Origin of the sequence: Streptomyces sp. NPDC058773, assembly GCF_042746015.1 — a bacterium.
Lineage (GTDB): Bacteria > Actinomycetota > Actinomycetes > Streptomycetales > Streptomycetaceae > Streptomyces.
In genome coordinates this window covers 262,108-282,468 of the sequence record NZ_JBHYPE010000004.1, presented here as the reverse complement: position 1 = coordinate 282,468, position 20,361 = coordinate 262,108, and the positions used below count along the sequence as shown (strand labels likewise).

Below are 20,361 nucleotides of genomic sequence, written 5' to 3'. Positions count from 1 at the left end.
CAGCCGGACACCCCCACCCGCGCAGGCCCGTCACCGCACCCGACAGCCCCGCGCAGCGGACCCCGCCCGCCGCAGGCGCAACGGCGGGACAGCCGAAAACGTGGGCCGAGGCACAGCGCAGCGGACCCCGCCCGCCGCAGGCGCAACGGCGGGCCAGCCGAAAACGCGGGCCGAGGCACAGCGCAGCGGACCCGCAGGCGCAACGGCGAGGGCACCGCGAAACGGGCCACAAACGGCGAGCAACCCACACGGCGGGCAAGACAAAAACGTGGGGCTACCCGAGAGGGACACCGGCCTCCAGGTGCAGCGGACAGTTCCGTTCGCGCGCCCGCAGCGCCCACCGAAGCCGGTTCCAGCGAACCGGCGGGAGCATCGCCTCCGCCTCGGCTTCGGTGACGAAGCGCCAGTCACGAAGCTCCGCTCCGGGAAGCATCAGCTTGCCGATGCGGTCGGCCGGCAACGTGCCGCCGTCGTACAGCAGACGGAGTCCCCCGAAGCCGGGAGGCTTGGGCGCCTCCCAGTCGAGTACCAACAGACGCAGCGCGCCCGGGAGTTCGATGCCCAGTTCCTCGGCGACCTCGCGGACCCCGGCCTGGGCGGGTGCCTCGCCACGTTCCACGACGCCGCCGGGGAATTCCCAGCCGGCCTTGTAGGTGGGGTCGACGAGCAGCACCCGGTCCTGGTCGTCGAAGAGCAGCACACCGGCGGCGAGTGTCTCAGCCGTCGGCTCGGGGGTCTGCACGATGTCGCAGTCGCCGGCGCCGGTGCGGACGGCCTCGGCGACCTGCTCGGCGGCCTGGCGGGGCGTCAGCCGGGTGGTGTCCACGACGTGGGCGTCGTCGCGCAGCCACGGGAGGGCGTCGGCGTACGGGCCCAGGTGTTCCAGGCACCACTGGCGGACGGACGCGTTGGTGCCGGTGTCGCCGGGGATCTCCTCGCGCTGCGCTATCCGGGCCCGCAGGATCGTTTCCTCGGTGTGCAGCAGCACGTGCCGTACGGGTATCCGGCGGGCGGCGAGGGCACCGAAGATCTCGTCGCGGTACTCCTGGCGCAGCAGCGACATCGGTGTCACCAACGGACCGGGTACCTCGGTGAGCAGGGCGGCCGCGGTGTCCACGACCATGCGCCGCCAGGCCGGGAGATCCTGATAGTCGTCGATCTCCTCGAACCGCTTGGCCGGCAGCATCAAGCGCAGTCCGCTGCCGAGGAGTTCGGGGTCGTAGAGCGTGCTTCCGGGAAGCAGGTCGAGCAATTCATGAGCCGTACTGGTCTTGCCCGCACCGAACGCGCCGTTCAGCCAGACGATCACGGTTTCCCCTCTTCCCTAGACCCAGGTGAGTTGCCCGCAACACCCTGCCACGGAAACGCTCGGGAACCAGGGGCCGCGCGCACGACCGGGAACGTTGCACATTCGACCATCGGCCCGTCCAGGGGACTTCGCTCACCCGTGGACGCGCCGATCGAGAAATGCCGCGCGCGGCGGATGATCGGTCACGTATCCGCCGCCGCGAAGCCCCCGGCTAACAAGCGCTCCCCCGCCCCTCCTGTACCGAAACCCCCACCCGATACCGGATTTCCGAACCGCCCCCCGGACCGTGGGGGACCGCATATGACGGCGGCCCATTGAGGGCCTCGGCGGCCGGTGCCGCCTAGCCCTTGCTCGCGCCGAGGGTCAGACCGGCGATGAAATGCCGCTGGAGGAGCAGGAAGACCAGGACCGTGGGCAGTGCGACGAGGACGGAGCCCGCGGCCAGCAGGTTGTAGTCGGTGAAGAACTGGCCGCGCAGATTGTTGAGGGCCGAGGTGACCGGGAGTTTGTCGCCGTCGGAGAGGAAGACCAGGCCCCAGAGGAAATCGTTGTACATCCAGGTGAATTGCAGGGTGCCCAGGGCGGCCAGCGCGGGACGGCACAGGGGCAGCGTGATCCGCCGGTACTGCGTCCAGACACCGGCGCCGTCGACGATCGCGGCCTCCAGGATTTCCCGGGGCAGGGTGCGCATGAAATTGGCGAGGACGAAGACGCAGAAGCCCAGCTGGAATGCGGTCTGTACGGCGATGACGGCCCAGCGGGAGTCGTACAGCATCAAGGAGTCGGACATCCAGTACGGCAGCGGAATGTTGTTGAAGAGGACATAGAGCGGGGTGACGATCACTTGCTGGGGCAGCAGGTTCCCGGCGGTGAAGAGCATGAGCAGGACGATGCCGCCGCGCATCCTCAGCCGGGAGACGGCGAAGGCCACGAAGGAGGCGAGGAAGAGGGTGAGCAGCACTCCGGGGACGGCGATGAGGGCGGAGTTGAGGAAGTACTTTCCCATTTCCGCGTTGGTGAAGGCCTGGCGGTAGTAGTCGAAGGAAAGGTGGCGCGGGAGAGAGAAGTAGCCGTATTCGGCGGTTTCTTCGTAGGGGCGCAGGGAGGCGTAGACGGCCAGCAGGAGCGGGGCGAGGAAGGTGAGCGAGACGGCGCCGAGAAAGAGGTGGATACCGAATCGGCCGCGGCGGCGTCTCGGTTGCCGGCGGGCGGGTGCCGGCCGGAGGGTTGGCGGTGCGGTGGTGGCGGATGCGGTCATCGCTGCTCCTCTCGGATTTCCTGGACGAGATAGGTCACGATGAATCCCAGCGAGACCAGCAGCAGGACGACGGCGAGCGCCGAGCCGAATCCGATCCGGCTCGCTTCACCGATGATGTTGTCGGTGACGAGCACGGACAGCAGTTCCAGGCCGTTGCGGCCCTTGTTGACGGCGTAGACGATGTCGAAGGCGCGCAGCGATTCGATGACGGTGATGACGCCGACGATGACATTCACCGGGCGCAGGGTGGGGAGGACGACCCGGAAGAACGTCTGGCGGGCGCCGGCGCCGTCGAGGGCGGCGGCCTCTTTCAGGCCGGGGTCGACGGATTTCAGTCCGGCGAGATAGAGGATCATGACATAGCCGGTGTGCCGCCAGCAGGCGGCCAGCAGCACCATCCAGATATTGAGTCCGGGATTTCCCAGCCAGTCGGTGGGATTCCTTCCGCCGACGACGGCGTTGAGTGCGCCCTGGTCCCGGGAGAGGATCAGCTGGGCGATGAAGCCGACGACGGCGAGCGAGAGCACCACCGGCATGTAGAGCGTCGACTGGTAGAAGCGACTGAAGCGGACGCCGCGGTCGATGAGGACGGCGAGCAGCAGGCCGAAGGGGGTGGCGAGCAGTCCGAGGAAGGCCAGCCAGAGCAGGTTGTGGCGGACCGCCGGCCAGAATTGCGGGTAGGTGGTGAAGAGGCTTTCGTAATTCTTCAGGCCGGCCCAGTGGATCTCTCCGATGCCGTCCCAGGTGGTGAAGGACAGTCCGACCGAGGCGAGCGTCGGGCCCCAGATCAGGGCGAGTTCGAGCAGGATCGGCAGGCCCAGCAGCACGCCCAGGACAAGGCGGTCGCGGTGGCTGTACCGGCGCGGCCCGGGGCGTCGGGCGCGCGGTGCGCGGAGGTTCGGCACGGTTCGCTCCCCGTCTCTCACCGCGGTTCGACGGCGGCTCACTCGGCGGAAAAGATCTGCTTCTTCTGGCGTTCGATGTCGTTCACCAGTCCGTCGATGTCATCCGGTCTGTTCAGGAACTGCTGGATCGCCTGAATCATCACGGTCGAGGCGAAATCGGGCCGGGTGTCGCGGTCCAGGAACTGCGATATCTGCCGGGCGCCCGAGACGAGCTGGACAGCCTTTTTCTGCAGCGGGGTGTAGGCGGCGGTGTCCGCACCACTGTTGACCGCGATGTTGTTGGGGTCGGACTTCAGGTAGATGTTCTCCGCCTCGGGCGTGGCGAGGAAGGTCAGCAGATCCTTCGCCCCGTCCCGGTCCCTGGCCTTCTTCGACATCAGAAATCCGTCGATGGGCGCCTCGACCGCGTCCTGTCCATGGTCCGGGTCGATCTCCGGAAAGGGGAAGAAGTCCAGATCCTCCCGGTCGGCGGCGCTGAACTGCTGCCCGGGGTGCGGCAGTCCGAGCACGGTCATCCCGGCTTTCTTCTGCGCGAGGGTCTGTGCGGCCTCCTGCCAGGTACGGCCGTTGGCGCCCGGCTGGTGATAGGGCAGCAGTCCGCGCCACAGGTCGAATACCTGCTTGACCTGTGGGCTGTTCCAGGATTTCTGGCCGCGCAGCAGCGCGATATGGAAGTCGTAGCCGTTGGCGCGCATATTGAGGTAGTCGAAAGTGCCCATCGCCGGCCAGCCGTCCTTGTCGCCGAAGGCGAAGGGCACCAGGCCGTCCTTCTGCATCTGCCTGGCGAGCGCCCGGTACTGGTCGAAGGTCTTGGGGGCCTCATATCCCTTTTCCCGGAATACGCTCTTCCGGTGGAAGACGGCCCACGGATAGTAGTAGTACGGCACGAGGTACTGCTTGCCGTCCAGGCCCGTCGACTGCTTCTTCAGCGCCTCGGTGAATCCGTCGAAGTCCCGCCACAGATCGCTGATGTCGGAGAGCAGTCCCTTCTGCGCGAAGTACTGCATACGGTTGCCGGCGAACCACATGAAGACATCGTCCGGCGTGCCCTGGAGATAGCGGTTGATGTTCTCCTGGAAGTTCTCATGGTTGACGGTATTGACCTTCACCGTCTTCTTTGACTTGTTCTCGTACGCCGTGAAGGCCGCGGCGAAGGCCTTCTTCGGTACGGCGTCCGAGGCGTTGGACCCCATCGTGATGCCGCCGGGCCCGCCGCCGCAGGCGGTCAGCAGGGAGGGGAGGGCCACGGCCCCCGCACCGACCGCCGCGCCCCTCAGCAGGGCCCGGCGGGACATCCGACCTCCTGCCGCTCCCTCATGTGCACCCGAACCGCCGAACGCTGACTGGGCCATGTCCCCCTCCTCAGGGGTGGAACCAAACAGAAACGAACGCGAGTGGTGGGATCTCACTCCGAACGGCAGGGCGCGTCAAGGGTTTTGGCAGGCCGAGCAGGAACCGTTACCGCTCCTCTTCCAACAGACTCCAACAAGCCCTACCGTAAACACTCGCACGCGACCGGTACCGACCCCACCACACCTCTCGCGAAGACGGAGGACGCGAAGCATGCGCGTTCATATCCGCACCATCCACCGGCGAGGCCGGCGAAGAATCGTCGGAGCGCTGTCCGCCGCCCTGCTGTGCACCGCAGGCGTGACCGCCCTGCCCGCCGCGGCCCGGACACCCGACGCCCCGGCCCCCGCCACAGCCACAGCCACAGCCACAGCCACCGACGCCCGTACCGCCGGCGCCGATCCGGCCCCCCGGCTTCCCGGCGGGCTCGCGAAGACACCCCCGATGGGCTTCAACAACTGGAACTCCACGCACTGCCGGGCGGAGTTCAACGAGGAGATGGTCAAGGGCATCGCCGACCTCTTCGTCACCAAGGGCCTCAAGGACGCCGGCTACCGCTACGTCAATCTCGACGACTGCTGGGCACTGCCCACCCGCGACGGCGACGGCAAACTCGTACCGGACCCGAAGCGCTTCCCGCACGGCATCAAGGCGGTGGCCGACTACGTCCACGCCAAGGGCCTGAAATTCGGCATCTACACGAGCGCCGGTATCAAAACCTGCAACGAGGCCGGATTCCCCGGCGGTCTGGGCCATGAGAAGTCCGACGCCCAGCAGTTCGCCGACTGGGGAGTTGACTACCTCAAGTACGACAACTGCAACAACCTGGGTGTGGACGCCCAGCAGCGGTACCGCACCATGCGGGACGCGCTGAAGGCCACCGGGCGGCCCATCGTCTACAGCATCTGCGAATGGGGCGAGAACAAGCCCTGGGAGTGGGCGTCGGACGTAGGACATCTGTGGCGCACGACCGGCGACATCAGCGACTCGTGGTCCAGCATGCTCGCCATCGCGAAGCAGAACCTCCCGCTCGCCGCGCACGCCGGCCCCGGGCACTGGAACGACCCGGACATGCTGGAGGTCGGCAACGGCGGGATGACGGACACCGAGTACCGCAGCCACTTCTCCCTCTGGTCGATGATGGCCGCCCCGCTGCTGATCGGCTCCGATCTGCGCAAGGCGGGCCCGGAGACGTTCGAGATCCTGGCCAACAAGGACCTCATCGCCGTCGACCAGGACCCCCTGGGCAAGCAGGCGACGGTGCTGAAGTCCGAGAACGGCCGCTGGACGGTGGTCCGGCAACTGGCCAACGGTGACCGAGCGGTGGCGCTGTTCAACGAGACCGGCTCACCGCAGCGGATCTCCACCACCGCCAAGGACCTCGGTCTGCCGCGCGCCGACGGCTACCGGCTGCGCGATCTGTGGCAGCACCGCGACACCCACACCACGGGCACCGTCTCCGCGACCGTCCCGGCCCACGGCACCACCGTCTACCGCGTCTCCGCCGACCCGCGCTGGGCCACCCACCCGCCGGCCGTCGAGACCGGCACCGACCGCACCGCGCTGGTCGAGGCCGGCACCGCCGCCGTACTCCGCTCCACCGTCCGCAACCTGGGCGGCACCCCCGCCAAGAACCTCGCGGTGACACTCAAGGCCCCGCGGGGCTGGCAGGTCCGGGCCACCTCGCCCGCGACGGCCCGCGCGCTGCCCGGGGGCCGGACGCTGCGTACCGGCTGGCGGATCACCGCACCGGCCGGCACCGCGCCCGGCGCGTACGCGCTGCCGCTCACCGCGGACTACCGGTCGCCCCGCGGCGCACGGGTCACCACGACCCTGCCCGGCACCGCCCATGTCGTGGTGCCCCCGCCGTCCGGGACCACGGACGCCGCCGCGCTCCCCTGGATCGGCGCCACCAACGGCTGGGGCCCGGTGGAGAAGAACACCAGCGTCGGGGAGGACGGGGCCGGGGACGGCAGACCGCTCAGCATCGGCGGCACCGGCTTCGCGAAGGGCCTGGGGGTCCATGCCGCCAGCGAGGTGACCTTCTACACGGGCGGCCGGTGCTCCGCGTTCAGCGCCCGCGCCGGCATCGACGACGAGGCCGGGGACCGTGGCACGGTGGGCTTCGAGGTCTGGGCCGACGGCAAACGGGTCGCCCGGATCGCGCCGGTGACCGGTACCGATCCCGCGCAGGACGTCAGCGCCCGGGTCGCCGGGGCGCAGACCGTCCGGCTGGTCGTGACCGACGGCGGGGACGGTATCGACTACGACCACGCCGACTGGGCGGACGCCACGTTCCGCTGCTGAAACGGCAGTTGCCGCGACGCCCGCCGCTGAGCAGCGGGCGCCGACACGAGTGCCGGGCGGGCCCCTCGGTCCGCCCGGCACCCGGGCCGCGCACCGCGCCGCACAGGTCAGCAGGTGCGCAGCCCGGGAACCGGCTGGTCGTTCGCCCCGCCCTTGAGGTAGACGGCGCTGATGTAGACACCGGAATTGCCGCTGTCGTCATCGGTCTTGGCGCACCAGACGTTGGTCCGCTTTCGTACGTCTCCCGGCGGCCCGGCTTCGCCTGGCAGTAGGCGTAGTTGGTGGCCATCTGGAGGGTGCCGACCCGCTGGAAGGACGCCGTGTACGAGTCCGCGCCGCGCCATACGCCGCAGTTGGCCTGGCCGCCGCCGATCGCCTCGCACGACGGCCCGTCCGTCGGTGCGCCACCGCCACAGCTCTCGCCGGTCCCGCCGGACGCGCCACCGTCCGGGCCCGCTGCCGCCGTCCGTTCCGCCGTCGGCGCCGTCAGCGCCGCCCTGGGCCCCCGGGTTCACCGTTCTGCCTGCCCCAACTGCCGACCGCCAAGGGGCGCACGGGCGCGCGTGGTGCGGTCAGGACGCGGTGACCACGGCATCGAGACGGGACTGTTGTGCGGCGGCCGCGGCGCCCACCACCCCGGCGTCCGTGCCCATCTGGGCGGGTACGACCGTCAGGCCCGACACGAATGACAGCTTCGCGTAGTCCCGCAGCGCCGTACGCAAAGGACGGAAGAGGACCTCGCCCGCGCCCGCGACGCCGCCGCCGATGACCGCGATATCGATCTCGACGAGCGTGGCGGTGGCGGCGATCCCGGCGGCCAGCGCCCGCGCCGCTCGCTCGAAGGAGCGGAGGGCGACCGGGTCCCCGGCGTGCGCGGCGACGGCGACGGCGGCCGCGCTGGTGTCACCGTCGGGGCCCGGCTGCCAGCCGTTGGCCAGCGCCCGGCGGGCGATGTTGGGACCGCTGGCGATCCGTTCGACACAGCCACGGGCCCCGCACGGGCAGGCGTCACCGTCGATATCGACGCTGATGTGGCCGATGTGCCCGGCGTTGCCCGTGGGTCCCGGGTGCAGCCGGCCGTTGAGGACGAGCCCGCCGCCGACCCCCGTGGACACCACCATGCACAGGGCGTTGGTGTGGCCCCGCGCGGCGCCCTGCCAGTGCTCGGCCGCGGTCATCGCGACGCCGTCGCCGACCAGGACGACGGGGCGCCCCCCGACCAGCGCCCGCACCCCGGCGACGAGCGGGAAGTCGCGCCAGCCGGGGATGTTGACCGGGCTGACGGTGCCGGTGGCGGCGTCCACCGGGCCCGCGCTGCCGATGCCGACGGCCGCCACCCGCGCCCAGTCCGGCCCCGCCGCCAGCTCGCCGATCACCTCGGCCACCGCGCGCATCACCGTCGCCCCGTCCTCGTCGGCGGGCGTGGGCCGGGCGGCGCGTACGACGATCCTGCCGCGGGTGTCCACCAGGGCGCCGGCGATCTTGGTGCCGCCGATGTCCAAGGCTGCGCTGAGGTCCGTCTGCATCGGTGTGGAATCTCCTGGTGGGCCCGGGGACCGAGCGTACCGGCCCGGCGTGAGAACGCCAGTCTCCCTGTGATTGACAACGTTGTCTAGGGGCTATGCTCGACGCCACATGCCGATGCCGACAGAACCAGGACCGCACACCGTGACCGACACCGCGCGGGGCACGTCCCGCCGCTATGGCACCCGGCCCACGATGAAGGATGTCGCGGCACGCGCCGGCGTCGGCCTCAAGACGGTCTCCCGTGTGGTCAACGGCGAACCGGGAGTCACCCCGGACACCGAACGCCGTGTCCAGGAGGCCATCACAGCCCTGGGGTTCCGCCGTAACGACTCCGCCCGGATCCTGCGCAAGGGACGCACCGCGAGCATCGGCCTGGTGCTGGAGGATCTCGCCGACCCCTTCTACGGCCCGCTCAACCGCGCCGTCGAGGAAGTCGCCCGCAGCCATGGCGCACTGCTGATCAACGGCTCCAGCGCCGAGGACCCGGCCCGCGAACAGGAGTTGGTACTGGCCCTGTGCGCCCGGCGGGTGGACGGCCTGGTCATCATCCCGGCCGCGGACGACCACCGATACCTGGAGCCGGAGATCGCGGCCGGGATAGCCACGGTCTTCGTCGACCGCCCGGCCGGACGCATCGACGCCGATGTCGTCCTCTCCGACAGTTTCGGCGGCGCACGGGACGCGGTGACCCATCTCATCGCGCACGGCCACCGCCGGATCGGCTTCATCGGCGACCAGCCCAGGATCCACACCGCCCATGAACGACTGCGCGGCTACCGTACGGCAATGGCCGCCGCCGGCCTGCCCGTTGACGAGTCCTGGGTGTCCCTCGGCCCGACCGCACCGGAACGGGTGCGCGCCGCCGCCACCGCCATGCTGGCCGGCCCGGAGCCGGTGACCGCGCTCTTCGCGGGCAACAACCGCGTCACGGTCACCGCGGTCCGGGTACTCGCCGACCACCCGCGCCCGGTCGCCCTCGTCGGCTTCGACGACTTCGAACTCGCCGACTTGGTCAACCCCGCCATCACCGTCGTCGCCCAGGACGCCGCCCGGCTGGGCCGTACGGCCGCACAGCTGCTCTTCCGCCGCCTCGACGGCGCCGATGACGCACCCCGCCGGGAAGAGATCCCCACCCGGCTGATCCCGCGCGGGTCGGGCGAGATACCGCCCGCGGAGAGCTGAACCACCCAGCGCCGGGGCGCCGCACGCGGCAGCTCCGGCGCGCGCCGGCATCACGGGTCCTCGCGCCGCGGAGGCCCACCTCGCCCGGCCTTCTTCCAGATGAGCGCCATCCCCACCGCGAGCACCAGCAGCGCGACGAGCACGATGCCGGCCTTGATCGCGTGATCGACCAGCAGGTGATGAAGGAGGCCGGAGCTGCCGGCCTCCCCCTCGCCGCCCCGGGCGAGCGCGAGCCCGTGCCCCGTCAGCGAACCGCCGGTCACCGGCCCGCACCCCGCTCCCGCTGCTCGCGCCCGTCGTCGTCCAGGCGACGGGCCGCGGCCCGGAACGCCGCACGGGCCACCGAGCCTCCGCCGCGGGACGCACCCCGGCGCCCCGCACCATCCCGGCCCTCCAGACAGCGGCTCGCGGCACGCGCGGCGGGTGCCGCATACCGCCGCATCTCGTCGAGCCTCCCCCGCCGCCGGAGCGCCAGCGCCACGGAGAAGACCAGCAGGGCCAGCAGGGCCAGCACCACCGAACCGCCGACGAGCAGGCCGAATCGGAGAAGCAGAAGGTTCAGGACCTGTTCCATGACCACCGTCCCAGTTTTTGTATCACGGGTGTGATACAAAAACAATTTATCACAGCCGTGATAGAAAGGGCTCATGCCCAAACAGGTGGACCGGGAAGCCCGGCGCCGCGAGGTCGTGGACGCCCTCCTCCGCGTCGCCGTACGCGACGGCCTCCAGCGCGCCTCCCTGCGCGCCGTCGCCGACGAGGCGCGGCTCAACATCGGTTCGGTCCGGCACTACTTCGCCGGCCAGGGAGAGCTGATGCGTTTCGCGATGCGGTCGATGGTGGACCGGGTCGGCGACCGGCTCCAGCGCCGGATCGACGAACTGGGCGATCTGGACGGCCTCTCCGGGCCCCGGATCCGCCGGTTCGCGGTGGAGCTCCTCTCCGAGCTGCTGCCCCTGGACGAGGGCCGGCGCGCCGAGGTCACCGTCCTCGTCGACTTCTCCACGGCCGCCCGCACCGATCCCACGCTCGAAGACCTCGCCCACGAGACCGCCGTCGCCACCCGCACTCTGGTACGCCGCATCCTCACCCGGCTCGACTCCGCGGGCGGCCTGCGGCCCGGCCTGTCCGTCGAGACCGAGACCGAGCGGCTGACCTCCCTACTGGACGGCCTCGCCTTCACCGCCGTACTACGGCCCGAGGTACTGGACGCACCGGCCTGCGCCACGGTCCTGCGCGCCCATATCGACGACCTCGGACCGGCGGCGGACTGACGGCGGACTGACGCACGAGGCCCCCGCCGGATCGACGGGGGCCCAGCGTATACAAGGGATGATCGCGGTCAACTCACCGCGCTCCACGGTGAGTTGCTCACCCGGTCGGCCACGTTCAGGCGTTCCGGGCCGCCGGCCCGCCCGCGAGGGTGTCCAGGTCGGCGCGGGTCAGTCCGGACAGCCGGGCGACCTCGGCGGTGTCCAGGGCGCCGCAGTCCAGGCCGCGCAGCAGATAGCCGCTGAGCGCCTTGGCGGTGGCGGGCTCGTCCATGACATCGCCGCCGGCCTTGGCGACGTACGCCGCGAGCCGGGCCGCGGCCTGTTCCAGGCCGCCGCGGTAGAAGGCGTAGACCGCGGCGTAACGGGTGGGCAGATGGGCCGGGTGCATGTCCCAGCCCTGGTAGTAGGCGCGGGCCAGTGAGCGGCTCACGAGGCGGTGGTGGAGCCGCCAGGCCTCGTGGACCCGCTCGGTCGGGCCGACCGGGAGGACATTGGTCGAGCCGTCGGAGAGCCGTACGCCGGTGCCGGCCGCCGCGACCTGCATCACGGCCTTGGCGTGGTCGGCCACCGGGTGGTCCAGGGACTGGTGGGCGGCGCTGACGCCGCAGGAGGCGCTGTAGTCGAAGGTGCCGTAGTGCAGGGACGTGGCACGGCCCTCGGCCGCCTCGATCATGCGGGCGACGGTGGCCCGGCCGTCGGCGCCCAGGATCGACTGGGTGGTCTCGATCTGGATCTCGAAGCCGATCCGGCCGCGCTCCAGGCCGTGCGCCGTCTCGAAGGCCTCCAGCAGCCGCACCATCGCCGTGACCTGCTCGGCGTAGGTGACCTTGGGGAGCGTGAGGACCAGCCCGCCGGGCAGCCCGCCGGCCTCCATCAGGCCGGTGAGGAAGATGTCGAGGGTGCGGATACCGCGTTCCCGGACGGCGGCCTCCATGCACTTCATCCGGATGCCCATGTACGGGGCCGTGGTACTTCCCCCGGCCGCCGGCCGGGAGGTGCCCCCAGCGTGCGCGGCGGCGACCAGGGCGGCGGCGCGGGCCGCGGCCGCGTCCTCCTCGGCGTCCGGGCGGGGGCCGTAGCCGTCCTCGAAGTCGATGCGCAGGTCCTCGATGGGCTCGCGGGCCAGCTTGGCGCGCACCCGGTCGTGCACATCGACGGCGAGCGCGTCGGGGATGCCGAGGACGGTGGCGAGCGCACCGGCGTCGGGGGCGTGCGCGTCGAGGGCGGCGAGCGCCTGGTCACCCCAGGAACGCACGGTGTCGGCGGTGAAGACGTCGCCGGGGACGTAGACCGTGTGGACCGGCTGGCGGGTGCCGGGGTCGCCCGGGTAGCGCCGCGCCAGATCCGCGTCCACCTGGGCGAGAGCGGCGCCGATGCCCTCCCGTACGGTGTCCGCGAGGCTCGTCGCCACGGTCTCCTGCTGCCCCATTCGCTGCCCCTCCCGGTGCTCACATCCGACGATCGAGCGTATTCCGCTCAACGGAATCAACAATCCGTATAGCGAAGCTAACCGCGTCGTTCGGCGAGGTCAACACCCTCCGCCCCGGACGGCCGGTTCACGGGCGTAGGGCCGCCGCCCGGAAACTCCGTGGCGCCACCGCCCCGGCACCGCCAGACTCACCCGCATGACGTGGATCGCACCCTCCGTAGAGCGCCGAGAACTCCCGACCGTGGCCGGTGAACGGGACATGCTGCAGGGCTGGCTCGACTTCCACCGCGACACCCTGCTCACCAAGTGCACCGGCCTCACCGGCGAGCAGCTCACACAGGCGACCAGCGCACCGTCCACCCTGACCCTGCTCGGCCTCGTCCGCCACATGACGGACGTCGAACGGTCCTGGTTCCGCAAGCGCTTCCTCGGTGAGCCGATCGACGACGTCTACTTCACCGAAGCCCGGCCCGACGCCGATTTCGACGATCTCGACCCGGCCACCGCCGAGGCGGCGTTCACGGCCTTCCGCACCGAGGTCGAGGCCTGCGACAAGGCCGTGGCGGACAGCGGGCTGGACGAGACCTTCGAGACCCGCCGGGGCACGCTGAGCCTGCGCTGGATCTACGTCCACATGATCGAGGAGTATGCGCGCCACAACGGCCACGCGGATCTGATCCGCGAGCAGATCGACGGTGCGACGGGCAGCTAGGACCCGCTGCACGCCCTCCGCCAGAGGCTCCGCGGCACCCCTTCGGCCGTGGACGCACGAGGCCCCGTACGCAGCGCGCGTACGGGGCCTCGTTGCCTGCGCCGGAGGTCCGGCACCGCGAACGGGCTCAGCCCTTGCGGGACTTGACCTCGTCGGTGAGGGCCGGGACGACGTCGAAGAGGTCACCGACCACGCCGTAGTCGACGAGGTCGAAGATGGGCGCCTCTTCGTCCTTGTTGATGGCGACGATCGTCTTCGAGGTCTGCATACCGGCGCGGTGCTGGATCGCACCGGAGATGCCCGCCGCGATGTACAGCTGCGGCGAGACCGACTTACCGGTCTGGCCGACCTGGTTGGTGTGCGGGTACCAGCCGGCGTCCACCGCGGCACGCGAGGCGCCGACGGCCGCACCGAGGGAGTCGGCGAGCGCCTCGATGACCGGGAAGTTGTCGGCACCGTTGACACCGCGGCCACCGGAGACCACGATCGCGGCCTCGGTCAGCTCCGGGCGGCCGGTCGACTCGCGCGGCGTACGCGAGACGATCTTGGTGCCCTTGGAGGAGTCGGCGACGGTCACCGCGAGCTGCTCGACCGTACCGGCGGCCGACGCGGCCTCCGGAGCGGCGGAGTTGGGCTTGACGGTGATGACCGGGGTGCCCTTGGAGACCCGGGACTTGGTGGTGTACGAGGCCGCGAAGACGGACTGCGTGGCCACCGGGCCCTCGTCGCCGGCCTCCAGGTCGACGGCGTCGGTGATGATGCCGGAGCCGATGCGGACCGCGAGGCGGGCACCGATCTCCTTGCCCTCGGCGGAGGACGGCAGCAGCACGGCGGCCGGGGAGACCGCGTCGTAAGCGGCCTGCAGCGCGTCGACCTTGGGGGCGACGAGGTACTCGGCGAACTCGGGGGCGTCGGCGGCCAGCACCTTGACGGCGCCGTGCTCGCCGAGGACCTTGGCGGCCTCCTCGGCGTTCGGGCCGAGGTGCACCGCTACCGGCTCGCCGATGCGGCGGGCGAGGGTGAGGAGTTCGAGGGTGGGCTTGCGGACGGCGCCGTCCACGTGGTCGACGTAGACAAGAACTTCAGCCATGGGATTGCTCTCCTGCGGGGAAGAATGAGGGCGGTGGAAGGACTACGCGGCTCAGATGAACTTCTGGCCCGCGAGGAACTCGGCGAGCTGCTTGGCGCCCTCGCCCTCGTCCTTGACGACCGTGCCCGCCGTACGGGCCGGACGCTCGGTGGCGTCCTCGACCTTGGTCCAGGCGCCCTCGAGGCCGACCTCGCCCGCCTCGATCTCCAGGTCCTCCAGGTCCAGGGACTCCACCGGCTTCTTCTTGGCGGCCATGATGCCCTTGAAGGAGGGGTAACGCGCCTCCCCGGACTGGTCGGTGACGGACACGACGGCCGGCAGCGCGGCCTCCAGCTGCTCGCTGGCGGTGTCGCCGTCCCGGCGGCCGGTGACCTTGCCACCGTCGACGGAGACCTCGGAGAGCTGGGTGACCTGAGGGACGTTCAGCCGCTCGGCGAGCAGCGCGGGCAGCACGCCCATCGTGCCGTCGGTGGAGGCCATACCGCAGACGACGAGGTCGTAGCCGGTCTTCTCGATGGCCTTGGCGAGTACGAGGGAGGTGCCGAGCGCGTCGGTGCCGTGCAGGTCGTCGTCCTCGACGTGGACGGCCTTGTCGGCGCCCATCGACAGCGCCTTGCGCAGCGCGTCGTTGGCGTCCTCGGGACCGACGGTGAGGACCGTGATCTCCGCGTCGTCGGCCGCTTCCTTGATCTGCAGGGCCTGCTCGACGGCGTACTCGTCGAGCTCCGAGAGCAGACCGTCCACATCGTCACGGTCGACGGTCAGGTCCTCGGCGAAGTGCCGGTCGCCGGTGGCGTCGGGCACGTACTTCACACAGACAACGATCCTCAAGCTCACGCCGACTCTCCTACCTGCTTCGTCTCTTCAGAACTGCCTTGTGCTGGCAGCATAGGCGCCTGTTGGGGCGGCCCCCGGTCTGATCGGGTTCCCCACGCCGACCGTCATATTACTCGCCAGTACATCCAGTCTCGTGCCCCGAATCAAGGCCGTCGAAATGTGACGTTGCCAACGGCCCTGAACGGGCGAAGAGGAAGCCGCGCCGGAACGCGGGCGGGCCGGGTTCCGGCGACGGACCGTCAGTCCCGCAGGGCGTTGAACCGGCCCTGGTGATAGAGCAGCGGACGGCCGGGCCCCGCCGGGTCACCGACGACCGGCTGGGCGAGCACGATGCAGTGGTCGCCGGCCGGCACCCGCGCCACGACCTTGCAGACCATCCAGGCGAGTACGCCGTCCAGGAGGGGCACGCCTTCCGGGCCGGTGCGCCAGGAGGTGCCGGGGCCGAAGCGGTCGGCGCCGCTGCGCGCGAAGGTGGCGGCCAGCTCCTGCTGGTGCTCGCCGAGTATGTGGACACCGATGTGCTCGGCCTCCGACACGTTCGGCCAGCTGGAGGAGCCGGTGCCCACGCCGAAGGAGAGCAGCGGCGGGTCGGCGGCGACGGAGGTGAGGGAGGTGGCGGTGAAGCCCGCGGGGCGGACGCCGGGTGCGGTGATCACCGCGACACCGGCGGCGTGCTGCCGGAAGACCGAGCGCAGGAGCTCGGGAGAAGCGGTGTGTGGCGTGCCGAGGCCGGTCAGGGCCGTCATGGAGTTGTCCTTCTGCTGTCGGGTACGGGCCCGGTCGGAGCCGGCGGCGGCGCTGCGGCGGCCGGCGGCAGGGGTGTCGTCGCTGCTCACATGCCCGGACAGCAGGCGCTGGCAGTCCGCAGAAGGTCGACGTGGGCGCGTCCGTAGAGAAGGGGTCCTGACCGCATCACGTCAGAGTGACGATTCGTGACGCACAGCGTCAAGGGGCGCCCGCCATCTGGGAGATCAATCACGGACAGCGGCGCCCAGTGCCGCGATGACATCCACTTTCCGGGGCTGTCCGGTGGCGCGGCGCACGATCGCGCCGTCCGCGTCGAGCACCAGCACCGTGGGGGTGCTCAGCACGTCGAGCCGGTGTACGAGGTCCAGATGGTCCTCCGCGTCGATCTCGATATGAGCCACCCCCGCGACCATTTCGGCCACTTCGGCCAGGATGCGCCGGGTGGCCCGGCAGGGCTGGCAGAAGGCACTGGAGAACTGGAGCAGAGTGGCCCGCTCCCCCGGCTCCGCGCCGATCTCGGCGGCGCCCAGCCGCACCCTGCCGTCCCGCTCCAGCACCGTCATCGCCCCTTCTTCCCTGTCGGCCCTGCTACGGCCAAGGGTGCGGAATGTACCTTCCGATGCGGCGCGAGGCGGGCCGAAGCGGGCGTCACGTGACAAGAATCTCCCGCTTGCAGCCGCCGGCGCGCTGGCCGCCACGGCCGACATCGGGCACGATCTCCCGAAAGCCGCAGTTACGACTGCGTAGGTTTCCGCCGGGAGAACCCTCCCCAGGCGTGGAAAAGGGGTCCTCCGGACAATGGCAGAGCTCGTCTATCCGCCGGTGATCGGCGCCGCCCGTACGCTCTTCAAGGCGCTCGATCTGAAATTCGACATCGCCGGGACGGATCACATTCCGCGCCGCGGCGGGGCGGTTCTGGTGAGCAATCACATCGGCTACCTGGACTTCGTCTTCGCCGGGCTCACCGCGCGGCCGGCCAAGCGGCTGGTGCGCTTCATGGCGAAGGAGTCGGTCTTCCGGCACAAGGTGTCGGGGCCGCTGATGCGCGCGATGAAGCACATCCCCGTCGACCGCGGGCAGGGCATCCACGCCTATAAGCACGCGCTGTCCGCGCTGCGTTCGGGGGAGATCATCGGGGTCTTCCCCGAGGCGACGATCTCCGAGTCGTTCACCCTGAAGAACTTCAAGTCCGGTGCGGCGCGGCTGGCCCAGGAGGCCGGGGTGCCGCTGCTGCCGGTGGCACTGTGGGGCACCCAGCGGCTGTGGACCAAGGGCCACAAGCGCGATCTGGGCCGGAACCACTTCCCGATAACGATCCGGGTGGGCGAGCCGATGGAGGCCGACCCCGCCGAGCAGGCCGAGAAGATCACCGACCGGCTGCGGACCCGGGTGCAGGATCTGCTGGAGGCCGCCCAGCGCGCCTACCCCGTGCGCCCCAAGGACGCCGAGGACACCTGGTGGATTCCGGCCCACCTCGGCGGCACCGCCCCGGCGCCCCGCGGTCTCGCGTAGGCGCCGCGGGAGCGGCCCGGATCAGCAGGTCCGGATCTCGCCGATCTCGATCCGGGCGTCCGGGCAGGCCCGGCGCAGCACCTCGGCCAGCTCGGCGCCCGCGGCCGCGAGCGCGTCCAGCGGCATCGGGTCCAGCCGCTCCAGCAGGAAGAGGGCGCTGGCCGAGTCCTCGGTGAGACGGGTGCGGACACCCTGCCGCCAGTTCCAGCGGCGGCAGGTGACGCCCTCGTCATCGCGCCAGACCACCTCGCCCGCGTCCGGGTGCTCGATGACCTCGGCGCCTCCGGCCGCGGTCGCGAACGGCTCGTCGCCGGTGGCCCGGACGAGCCGCATCCCGCCCTGGATGCGGTCCAGGTCCTCACCGCCCACGGGGACGAGGTGGGCGACGCTGATCGCGTTGTAGAGGTCGACCAGGCGGTTGATGCGCGGCAGCCCGCCGTCCGCGAGCGCACGCCGGGCCAGCGCCTCGGCGGAGTTGCGGGTACGGGACGGCTTGCTGCCGAAGGCGGTGTACGCGGCGCGCCAGGCGGCGATGTGCGGATCGTCCTGCGGGGCCCGCCCGTCGAGGCGCTCGGCCAGCCGGCGGGCGGCGTCATCCAGGAGCGCCGAGCCGGCCTCGTCGCTGGGCCCGTTGGTCAGACCGCGGGCTTCCACTGCGAGCCAGCCGAAGCCGGGCGCCAGGGCACGCACCTCGTCGGAGACATGCAGGTCACAGGTCAGGTCGGAGGTCTGCGAAGGGCTGGACATCAGGGCCGGTCCTCAGAGGTCGGTGGGGAGCGTCTGCCAGAGGTGAGGCCGGTCGACGGCCTCCCGGAGGCATTGGAGCACGGCCGGGTGCGGTTCAGCAAATAGCACCGGGTGGTCCAGTTCATTGCACTCCGGTGCGGACGGTGAAGGCGAGCTGCTCACGATCGAGGGTGTCGCGGACGAATGCGAAGGCCGCCTTGCCAAGTAGGCAGAGATTTCCGGGGTGTTCTGGATCAGCTCCATACCCGGGGAACATAGCGATGCACCCGGCCGAGAGTCAATGACTTTTCGACCGGGCGCATACTTATGCAGGGCTATTCCGTCTAGCGGCCCAGCTCCTCGCGGAGTGCGGCGAGGAAGCCGTCGACGTCCTCCACGGTGGTGTCAAAGGCGCACATCCAGCGCACCACACCGTCCGCCTCGTCCCAGAAGTAGAAGCGGTAGCGCTTCTGGAGCCGCTCGCTGACGTCGTGCGGCAGCCGGGCGAACACCCCGTTGGACTGCACGGGGTAGAGGATCTCCACCCCGCCGATCTCCCGCACCCCGTCCGCCAGCCGCCGCGCCATGGTGTTGGCGTGCCGGGCGTTGCGCAGCCACAGGTCCTTGGCCAGCAGCGCCTCCAACTGGACGGAGACGAAGCGCATCTTGGAGGCCAGCTGCATGGACAGCTTCCGCAGATGCTTCATCGCCCGCACCCGGTCGGGGTTGAGCACCACCACGGCCTCGCCGAAGACCGCACCGTTCTTGGTGCCGCCGAAGGAGAGGATGTCGACGCCCACGGCGTTGGTGAAGGCCCGCATCGGGACATCGAGCGTCGCCGCGGCGTTGGCTATCCGCGAGCCGTCCAGATGCACCACCATGCCGCGCTCATGGGCGTGTTCGCAGATCGCCCGGATCTCGTCCGGTGTGTAGACCGTGCCGAGCTCCGTGCTCTGGGCGATCGAGACGACCTGCGGCATGGCCCGGTGCTCGTCGTCCCAGCCGTACGCCTGGCGGTCGATCAGCTCGGGCGTGAGCTTGCCGTCCTCGGTCGGCACGGTCAGCAGCTTGAGCCCGCCGACCCGCTCGGGCGCACCGCACTCGTCCACGTGGATGTGCGCGGACTCGGCGGCGATCACCGCGCCCCAGCGGTCGGTCACGGCCTGCAGGGCGACGACGTTGGCGCCGGTGCCGTTGAACACCGGGAACGCCTCGGCGCGCTGCCCGAAGTGGCTGCGGAACACCCGCTGGAGGTGCGCGGTGTAGTCGTCCTCGCCGTAGGCGATCTGGTGACCGCCGTTGGCGAGGGCGAGCGCGGCGAGCACCTCGGGGTGCGCGCCCGCGTAGTTGTCGCTGGCGAAGCCGCGTACCGCGGGATCGTGGTGCTGCCGGGCGTCGGTCTTCGCTCCGGTCACGGCTCGGGGGTCAGCCACAGACGCTGTCCATTCACTTCCTGGGCGGGCCGGCTCCAGACTCCGGCGATGGCCTCGGCCAGCTCCGTGACGTCCGTGAAGCCCGCGAACTTCGCGTTCGGTCGCTCGGCGCGCATCTGGTCGTTGACGAGCGCCTTCACGATCAGGATGGCAGCAGCGGCGCGCGGCCCCTGCTCACCCCCTGCCTTGCGGAAACCGTCCGCCATGGCCAGCGTCCAGGCCTCGGCCGCGGCCTTGGAGGCGGCATAGGCGGCGTTGCCGCCGGTGGGCTTGCTGGCGCCGGCCGCGCTGGTGAGGAGAAAACGGCCGTTGCCGCTGCGCTCCAGGGCCTCGTAGAAGGCGAGGGAGGTGTGCTGGACGGTGCGGACCAGCAGCTTGTGCAGCACGTCCCAGTCGGTCAGGTCGGTCTCCGCGAACGTCGACGAACCGCGCCAGCCGCCGACGAGGTGCACCAGGCCGTCGATCCGGCCGAATTCCTTCTCCGTACGGTCCGCCCATTCGCGGGCCTGATCCAGGTCGAGGAGGTCCACGGTGTCCCCTATCACCGTGGCGCCGCCGTGGGCGTAGCGCGCCGCGTCCACGGCCTCCGCCAGCCGCTCGGGGTTCGAGTCCGAGCCGACGACCACCGCACCCGCCTCGGCCAGCCGCAGCAGGGTCGCCCGCCCGGCGGGGCCGGCCGCCCCCGCCACCGCGATGACCGCACCCTCCAGCGGCCCCTGGCCGCCCGTCGAAGTACCCATCTTCGTCGCCTCCTCGTCCTGCT

General features: G+C 70.7%; 22 protein-coding genes and 1 pseudogene. 5 read left to right on the top strand and 18 right to left on the bottom strand.

Annotated features, from left to right (window positions below):
• Positions 1 to 274: 274 nt before the first annotated feature.
• The 4 genes from ACFW5B_RS06095 to ACFW5B_RS06080 all read right to left on the bottom strand — a co-directional run bounded on the left by ACFW5B_RS06095 (position 275) and on the right by ACFW5B_RS06080 (position 4,767).
• Positions 275 to 1,309: an NUDIX domain-containing protein gene (locus tag ACFW5B_RS06095; RefSeq protein ID WP_386433929.1), complete on the bottom strand. Its 1,035-nt coding sequence runs from the start codon at positions 1,307 to 1,309 to the stop codon at positions 275 to 277.
• 340 nt (positions 1,310 to 1,649) lie between these two features.
• The gene (locus ACFW5B_RS06090; RefSeq protein WP_386433926.1) at positions 1,650 to 2,567 is read right to left on the bottom strand and encodes a carbohydrate ABC transporter permease; all 918 of its coding nucleotides are present in this window, start codon (positions 2,565 to 2,567) and stop codon (positions 1,650 to 1,652) included.
• Positions 2,564 to 3,472, bottom strand: coding sequence for a carbohydrate ABC transporter permease (locus tag ACFW5B_RS06085; RefSeq protein WP_386433924.1), 909 nt, complete (start codon positions 3,470 to 3,472; stop codon positions 2,564 to 2,566). Before ACFW5B_RS06085 ends, ACFW5B_RS06090 begins: the two co-directional genes overlap by 4 nt.
• A gap of 38 nt (positions 3,473 to 3,510) precedes the next feature.
• Entirely contained in the window at positions 3,511 to 4,767 is a 1,257-nt protein-coding gene (locus ACFW5B_RS06080; protein WP_386433921.1) for an ABC transporter substrate-binding protein, read from the bottom strand.
• Positions 4,768 to 5,035: 268 nt separating this feature from the next.
• Between ACFW5B_RS06080 and ACFW5B_RS06075 the strand changes: the two genes are divergently transcribed.
• Positions 5,036 to 7,129 carry an NPCBM/NEW2 domain-containing protein gene (locus ACFW5B_RS06075; protein ID WP_386433918.1) on the top strand — a complete coding sequence of 698 codons (2,094 nt, stop codon included), beginning with the start codon at positions 5,036 to 5,038 and terminating at the stop codon, positions 7,127 to 7,129.
• 107 nt (positions 7,130 to 7,236) lie between these two features.
• Here the strand turns inward: ACFW5B_RS06075 and ACFW5B_RS06070 are convergent, their stop codons facing one another.
• Both ACFW5B_RS06070 and ACFW5B_RS06065 read right to left on the bottom strand, forming a co-directional pair.
• Positions 7,237 to 7,473 carry a hypothetical protein gene (locus tag ACFW5B_RS06070; protein WP_386433915.1) on the bottom strand — a complete coding sequence of 79 codons (237 nt, stop codon included), beginning with the start codon at positions 7,471 to 7,473 and terminating at the stop codon, positions 7,237 to 7,239.
• A gap of 228 nt (positions 7,474 to 7,701) precedes the next feature.
• A complete protein-coding gene (locus ACFW5B_RS06065; protein WP_386433912.1) occupies positions 7,702 to 8,655 on the bottom strand; it encodes an ROK family protein in 954 nt (317 codons plus the stop codon).
• A 142-nt stretch (positions 8,656 to 8,797) separates the two neighbouring features.
• Between ACFW5B_RS06065 and ACFW5B_RS06060 the strand changes: the two genes are divergently transcribed.
• Positions 8,798 to 9,838, top strand: a complete 1,041-nt coding sequence (locus ACFW5B_RS06060) for a LacI family DNA-binding transcriptional regulator (RefSeq protein ID WP_386433909.1) — start codon at positions 8,798 to 8,800, stop codon at positions 9,836 to 9,838.
• A 50-nt stretch (positions 9,839 to 9,888) separates the two neighbouring features.
• Here the strand turns inward: ACFW5B_RS06060 and ACFW5B_RS06055 are convergent, their stop codons facing one another.
• Positions 9,889 to 10,101: a hypothetical protein gene (locus ACFW5B_RS06055; protein ID WP_386433907.1), complete on the bottom strand. Its 213-nt coding sequence runs from the start codon at positions 10,099 to 10,101 to the stop codon at positions 9,889 to 9,891.
• The gene (locus ACFW5B_RS06050) at positions 10,098 to 10,418 is read right to left on the bottom strand and encodes a hypothetical protein (protein WP_386433904.1); all 321 of its coding nucleotides are present in this window, start codon (positions 10,416 to 10,418) and stop codon (positions 10,098 to 10,100) included. Before ACFW5B_RS06050 ends, ACFW5B_RS06055 begins: the two co-directional genes overlap by 4 nt.
• 67 nt (positions 10,419 to 10,485) lie before the next feature.
• On the opposite strand from ACFW5B_RS06050, the gene ACFW5B_RS06045 reads away from it, so the two are divergent.
• Positions 10,486 to 11,112, top strand: coding sequence for a TetR/AcrR family transcriptional regulator (locus ACFW5B_RS06045; protein ID WP_386433901.1), 627 nt, complete (start codon positions 10,486 to 10,488; stop codon positions 11,110 to 11,112).
• Between the two features lie 115 nt (positions 11,113 to 11,227).
• On the opposite strand, the gene ACFW5B_RS06040 is transcribed toward ACFW5B_RS06045, so the two are convergent.
• The gene (locus ACFW5B_RS06040; protein WP_386433898.1) at positions 11,228 to 12,541 is read right to left on the bottom strand and encodes a DUF6986 family protein; all 1,314 of its coding nucleotides are present in this window, start codon (positions 12,539 to 12,541) and stop codon (positions 11,228 to 11,230) included.
• 196 nt (positions 12,542 to 12,737) lie between these two features.
• Here ACFW5B_RS06040 and ACFW5B_RS06035 point away from each other — a divergent pair, with 196 nt between their 5' ends.
• Entirely contained in the window at positions 12,738 to 13,253 is a 516-nt protein-coding gene (locus tag ACFW5B_RS06035) for a DinB family protein (protein WP_386433895.1), read from the top strand.
• Positions 13,254 to 13,380: 127 nt separating this feature from the next.
• On the opposite strand, the gene ACFW5B_RS06030 is transcribed toward ACFW5B_RS06035, so the two are convergent.
• The 5 genes from ACFW5B_RS06030 to ACFW5B_RS06010 all read right to left on the bottom strand — a co-directional run bounded on the left by ACFW5B_RS06030 (position 13,381) and on the right by ACFW5B_RS06010 (position 16,490).
• A complete protein-coding gene (locus ACFW5B_RS06030; protein ID WP_386433892.1) occupies positions 13,381 to 14,343 on the bottom strand; it encodes an electron transfer flavoprotein subunit alpha/FixB family protein in 963 nt (320 codons plus the stop codon).
• A 51-nt stretch (positions 14,344 to 14,394) separates the two neighbouring features.
• Positions 14,395 to 15,180 carry an electron transfer flavoprotein subunit beta/FixA family protein gene (locus ACFW5B_RS06025; RefSeq protein WP_386433889.1) on the bottom strand — a complete coding sequence of 262 codons (786 nt, stop codon included), beginning with the start codon at positions 15,178 to 15,180 and terminating at the stop codon, positions 14,395 to 14,397.
• Positions 15,181 to 15,419: 239 nt separating this feature from the next.
• A complete protein-coding gene (locus tag ACFW5B_RS06020) occupies positions 15,420 to 15,926 on the bottom strand; it encodes a flavin reductase family protein (protein ID WP_386433965.1) in 507 nt (168 codons plus the stop codon).
• Positions 15,927 to 16,012: 86 nt separating this feature from the next.
• A complete protein-coding gene (locus tag ACFW5B_RS06015) occupies positions 16,013 to 16,093 on the bottom strand; it encodes a putative leader peptide (protein ID WP_386433962.1) in 81 nt (26 codons plus the stop codon).
• Positions 16,094 to 16,151: 58 nt separating this feature from the next.
• The gene (locus ACFW5B_RS06010; protein ID WP_386433886.1) at positions 16,152 to 16,490 is read right to left on the bottom strand and encodes a TlpA family protein disulfide reductase; all 339 of its coding nucleotides are present in this window, start codon (positions 16,488 to 16,490) and stop codon (positions 16,152 to 16,154) included.
• A gap of 235 nt (positions 16,491 to 16,725) precedes the next feature.
• On the opposite strand from ACFW5B_RS06010, the gene ACFW5B_RS06005 reads away from it, so the two are divergent.
• Positions 16,726 to 17,439, top strand: a complete 714-nt coding sequence (locus ACFW5B_RS06005) for a lysophospholipid acyltransferase family protein (protein ID WP_386433883.1) — start codon at positions 16,726 to 16,728, stop codon at positions 17,437 to 17,439.
• Between the two features lie 21 nt (positions 17,440 to 17,460).
• Here ACFW5B_RS06005 and ACFW5B_RS06000 read toward each other — a convergent pair whose 3' ends face one another.
• The 4 genes and pseudogenes from ACFW5B_RS06000 to ACFW5B_RS05985 form a co-directional block, all read right to left on the bottom strand.
• On the bottom strand, positions 17,461 to 18,186 hold the full coding sequence (locus ACFW5B_RS06000) for a B3/4 domain-containing protein (RefSeq protein ID WP_386433881.1): 726 nt from the start codon (positions 18,184 to 18,186) through the stop codon (positions 17,461 to 17,463).
• A 12-nt stretch (positions 18,187 to 18,198) separates the two neighbouring features.
• Positions 18,199 to 18,355 (bottom strand): annotated as a pseudogene (locus tag ACFW5B_RS05995) (transglutaminase); the annotation flags it as partial.
• A gap of 154 nt (positions 18,356 to 18,509) precedes the next feature.
• Positions 18,510 to 19,580: a threonine aldolase family protein gene (locus tag ACFW5B_RS05990; protein ID WP_386433878.1), complete on the bottom strand. Its 1,071-nt coding sequence runs from the start codon at positions 19,578 to 19,580 to the stop codon at positions 18,510 to 18,512.
• Positions 19,577 to 20,338: an SDR family NAD(P)-dependent oxidoreductase gene (locus tag ACFW5B_RS05985; RefSeq protein WP_386433960.1), complete on the bottom strand. Its 762-nt coding sequence runs from the start codon at positions 20,336 to 20,338 to the stop codon at positions 19,577 to 19,579. Before ACFW5B_RS05985 ends, ACFW5B_RS05990 begins: the two co-directional genes overlap by 4 nt.
• Between the last annotated feature and the right edge of the window lie 23 nt (positions 20,339 to 20,361).

Excerpts from the sequence above, each read along its gene's own strand:
- ACFW5B_RS06010 (WP_386433886.1), bottom strand. The coding sequence starts at position 16,490 with ATGACGGTGCTGGAGCGGGACGGCAGGGTGCGGCTGGGCGCCGCCGAG.
- ACFW5B_RS06090 (WP_386433926.1), bottom strand. The coding sequence starts at position 2,567 with ATGACCGCATCCGCCACCACCGCACCGCCAACCCTCCGGCCGGCACCC.
- ACFW5B_RS06075 (WP_386433918.1), top strand. The coding sequence starts at position 5,036 with ATGCGCGTTCATATCCGCACCATCCACCGGCGAGGCCGGCGAAGAATC.
- ACFW5B_RS06020 (WP_386433965.1), bottom strand. The coding sequence starts at position 15,926 with ATGACGGCCCTGACCGGCCTCGGCACGCCACACACCGCTTCTCCCGAG.
- ACFW5B_RS06080 (WP_386433921.1), bottom strand. The coding sequence starts at position 4,767 with ATGTCCCGCCGGGCCCTGCTGAGGGGCGCGGCGGTCGGTGCGGGGGCC.
- ACFW5B_RS05985 (WP_386433960.1), bottom strand. The coding sequence starts at position 20,338 with ATGGGTACTTCGACGGGCGGCCAGGGGCCGCTGGAGGGTGCGGTCATC.
- ACFW5B_RS06035 (WP_386433895.1), top strand. The coding sequence starts at position 12,738 with ATGACGTGGATCGCACCCTCCGTAGAGCGCCGAGAACTCCCGACCGTG.
- ACFW5B_RS06065 (WP_386433912.1), bottom strand. The coding sequence starts at position 8,655 with ATGCAGACGGACCTCAGCGCAGCCTTGGACATCGGCGGCACCAAGATC.
- ACFW5B_RS06015 (WP_386433962.1), bottom strand. The coding sequence starts at position 16,093 with ATGCGGTCAGGACCCCTTCTCTACGGACGCGCCCACGTCGACCTTCTG.
- ACFW5B_RS06070 (WP_386433915.1), bottom strand. The coding sequence starts at position 7,473 with ATGGCGCGGCGCGGACTCGTACACGGCGTCCTTCCAGCGGGTCGGCAC.
- ACFW5B_RS06000 (WP_386433881.1), bottom strand. The coding sequence starts at position 18,186 with ATGTCCAGCCCTTCGCAGACCTCCGACCTGACCTGTGACCTGCATGTC.
- ACFW5B_RS06005 (WP_386433883.1), top strand. The coding sequence starts at position 16,726 with ATGGCAGAGCTCGTCTATCCGCCGGTGATCGGCGCCGCCCGTACGCTC.
- ACFW5B_RS06030 (WP_386433892.1), bottom strand. The coding sequence starts at position 14,343 with ATGGCTGAAGTTCTTGTCTACGTCGACCACGTGGACGGCGCCGTCCGC.
- ACFW5B_RS06045 (WP_386433901.1), top strand. The coding sequence starts at position 10,486 with ATGCCCAAACAGGTGGACCGGGAAGCCCGGCGCCGCGAGGTCGTGGAC.
- ACFW5B_RS06040 (WP_386433898.1), bottom strand. The coding sequence starts at position 12,541 with ATGGGGCAGCAGGAGACCGTGGCGACGAGCCTCGCGGACACCGTACGG.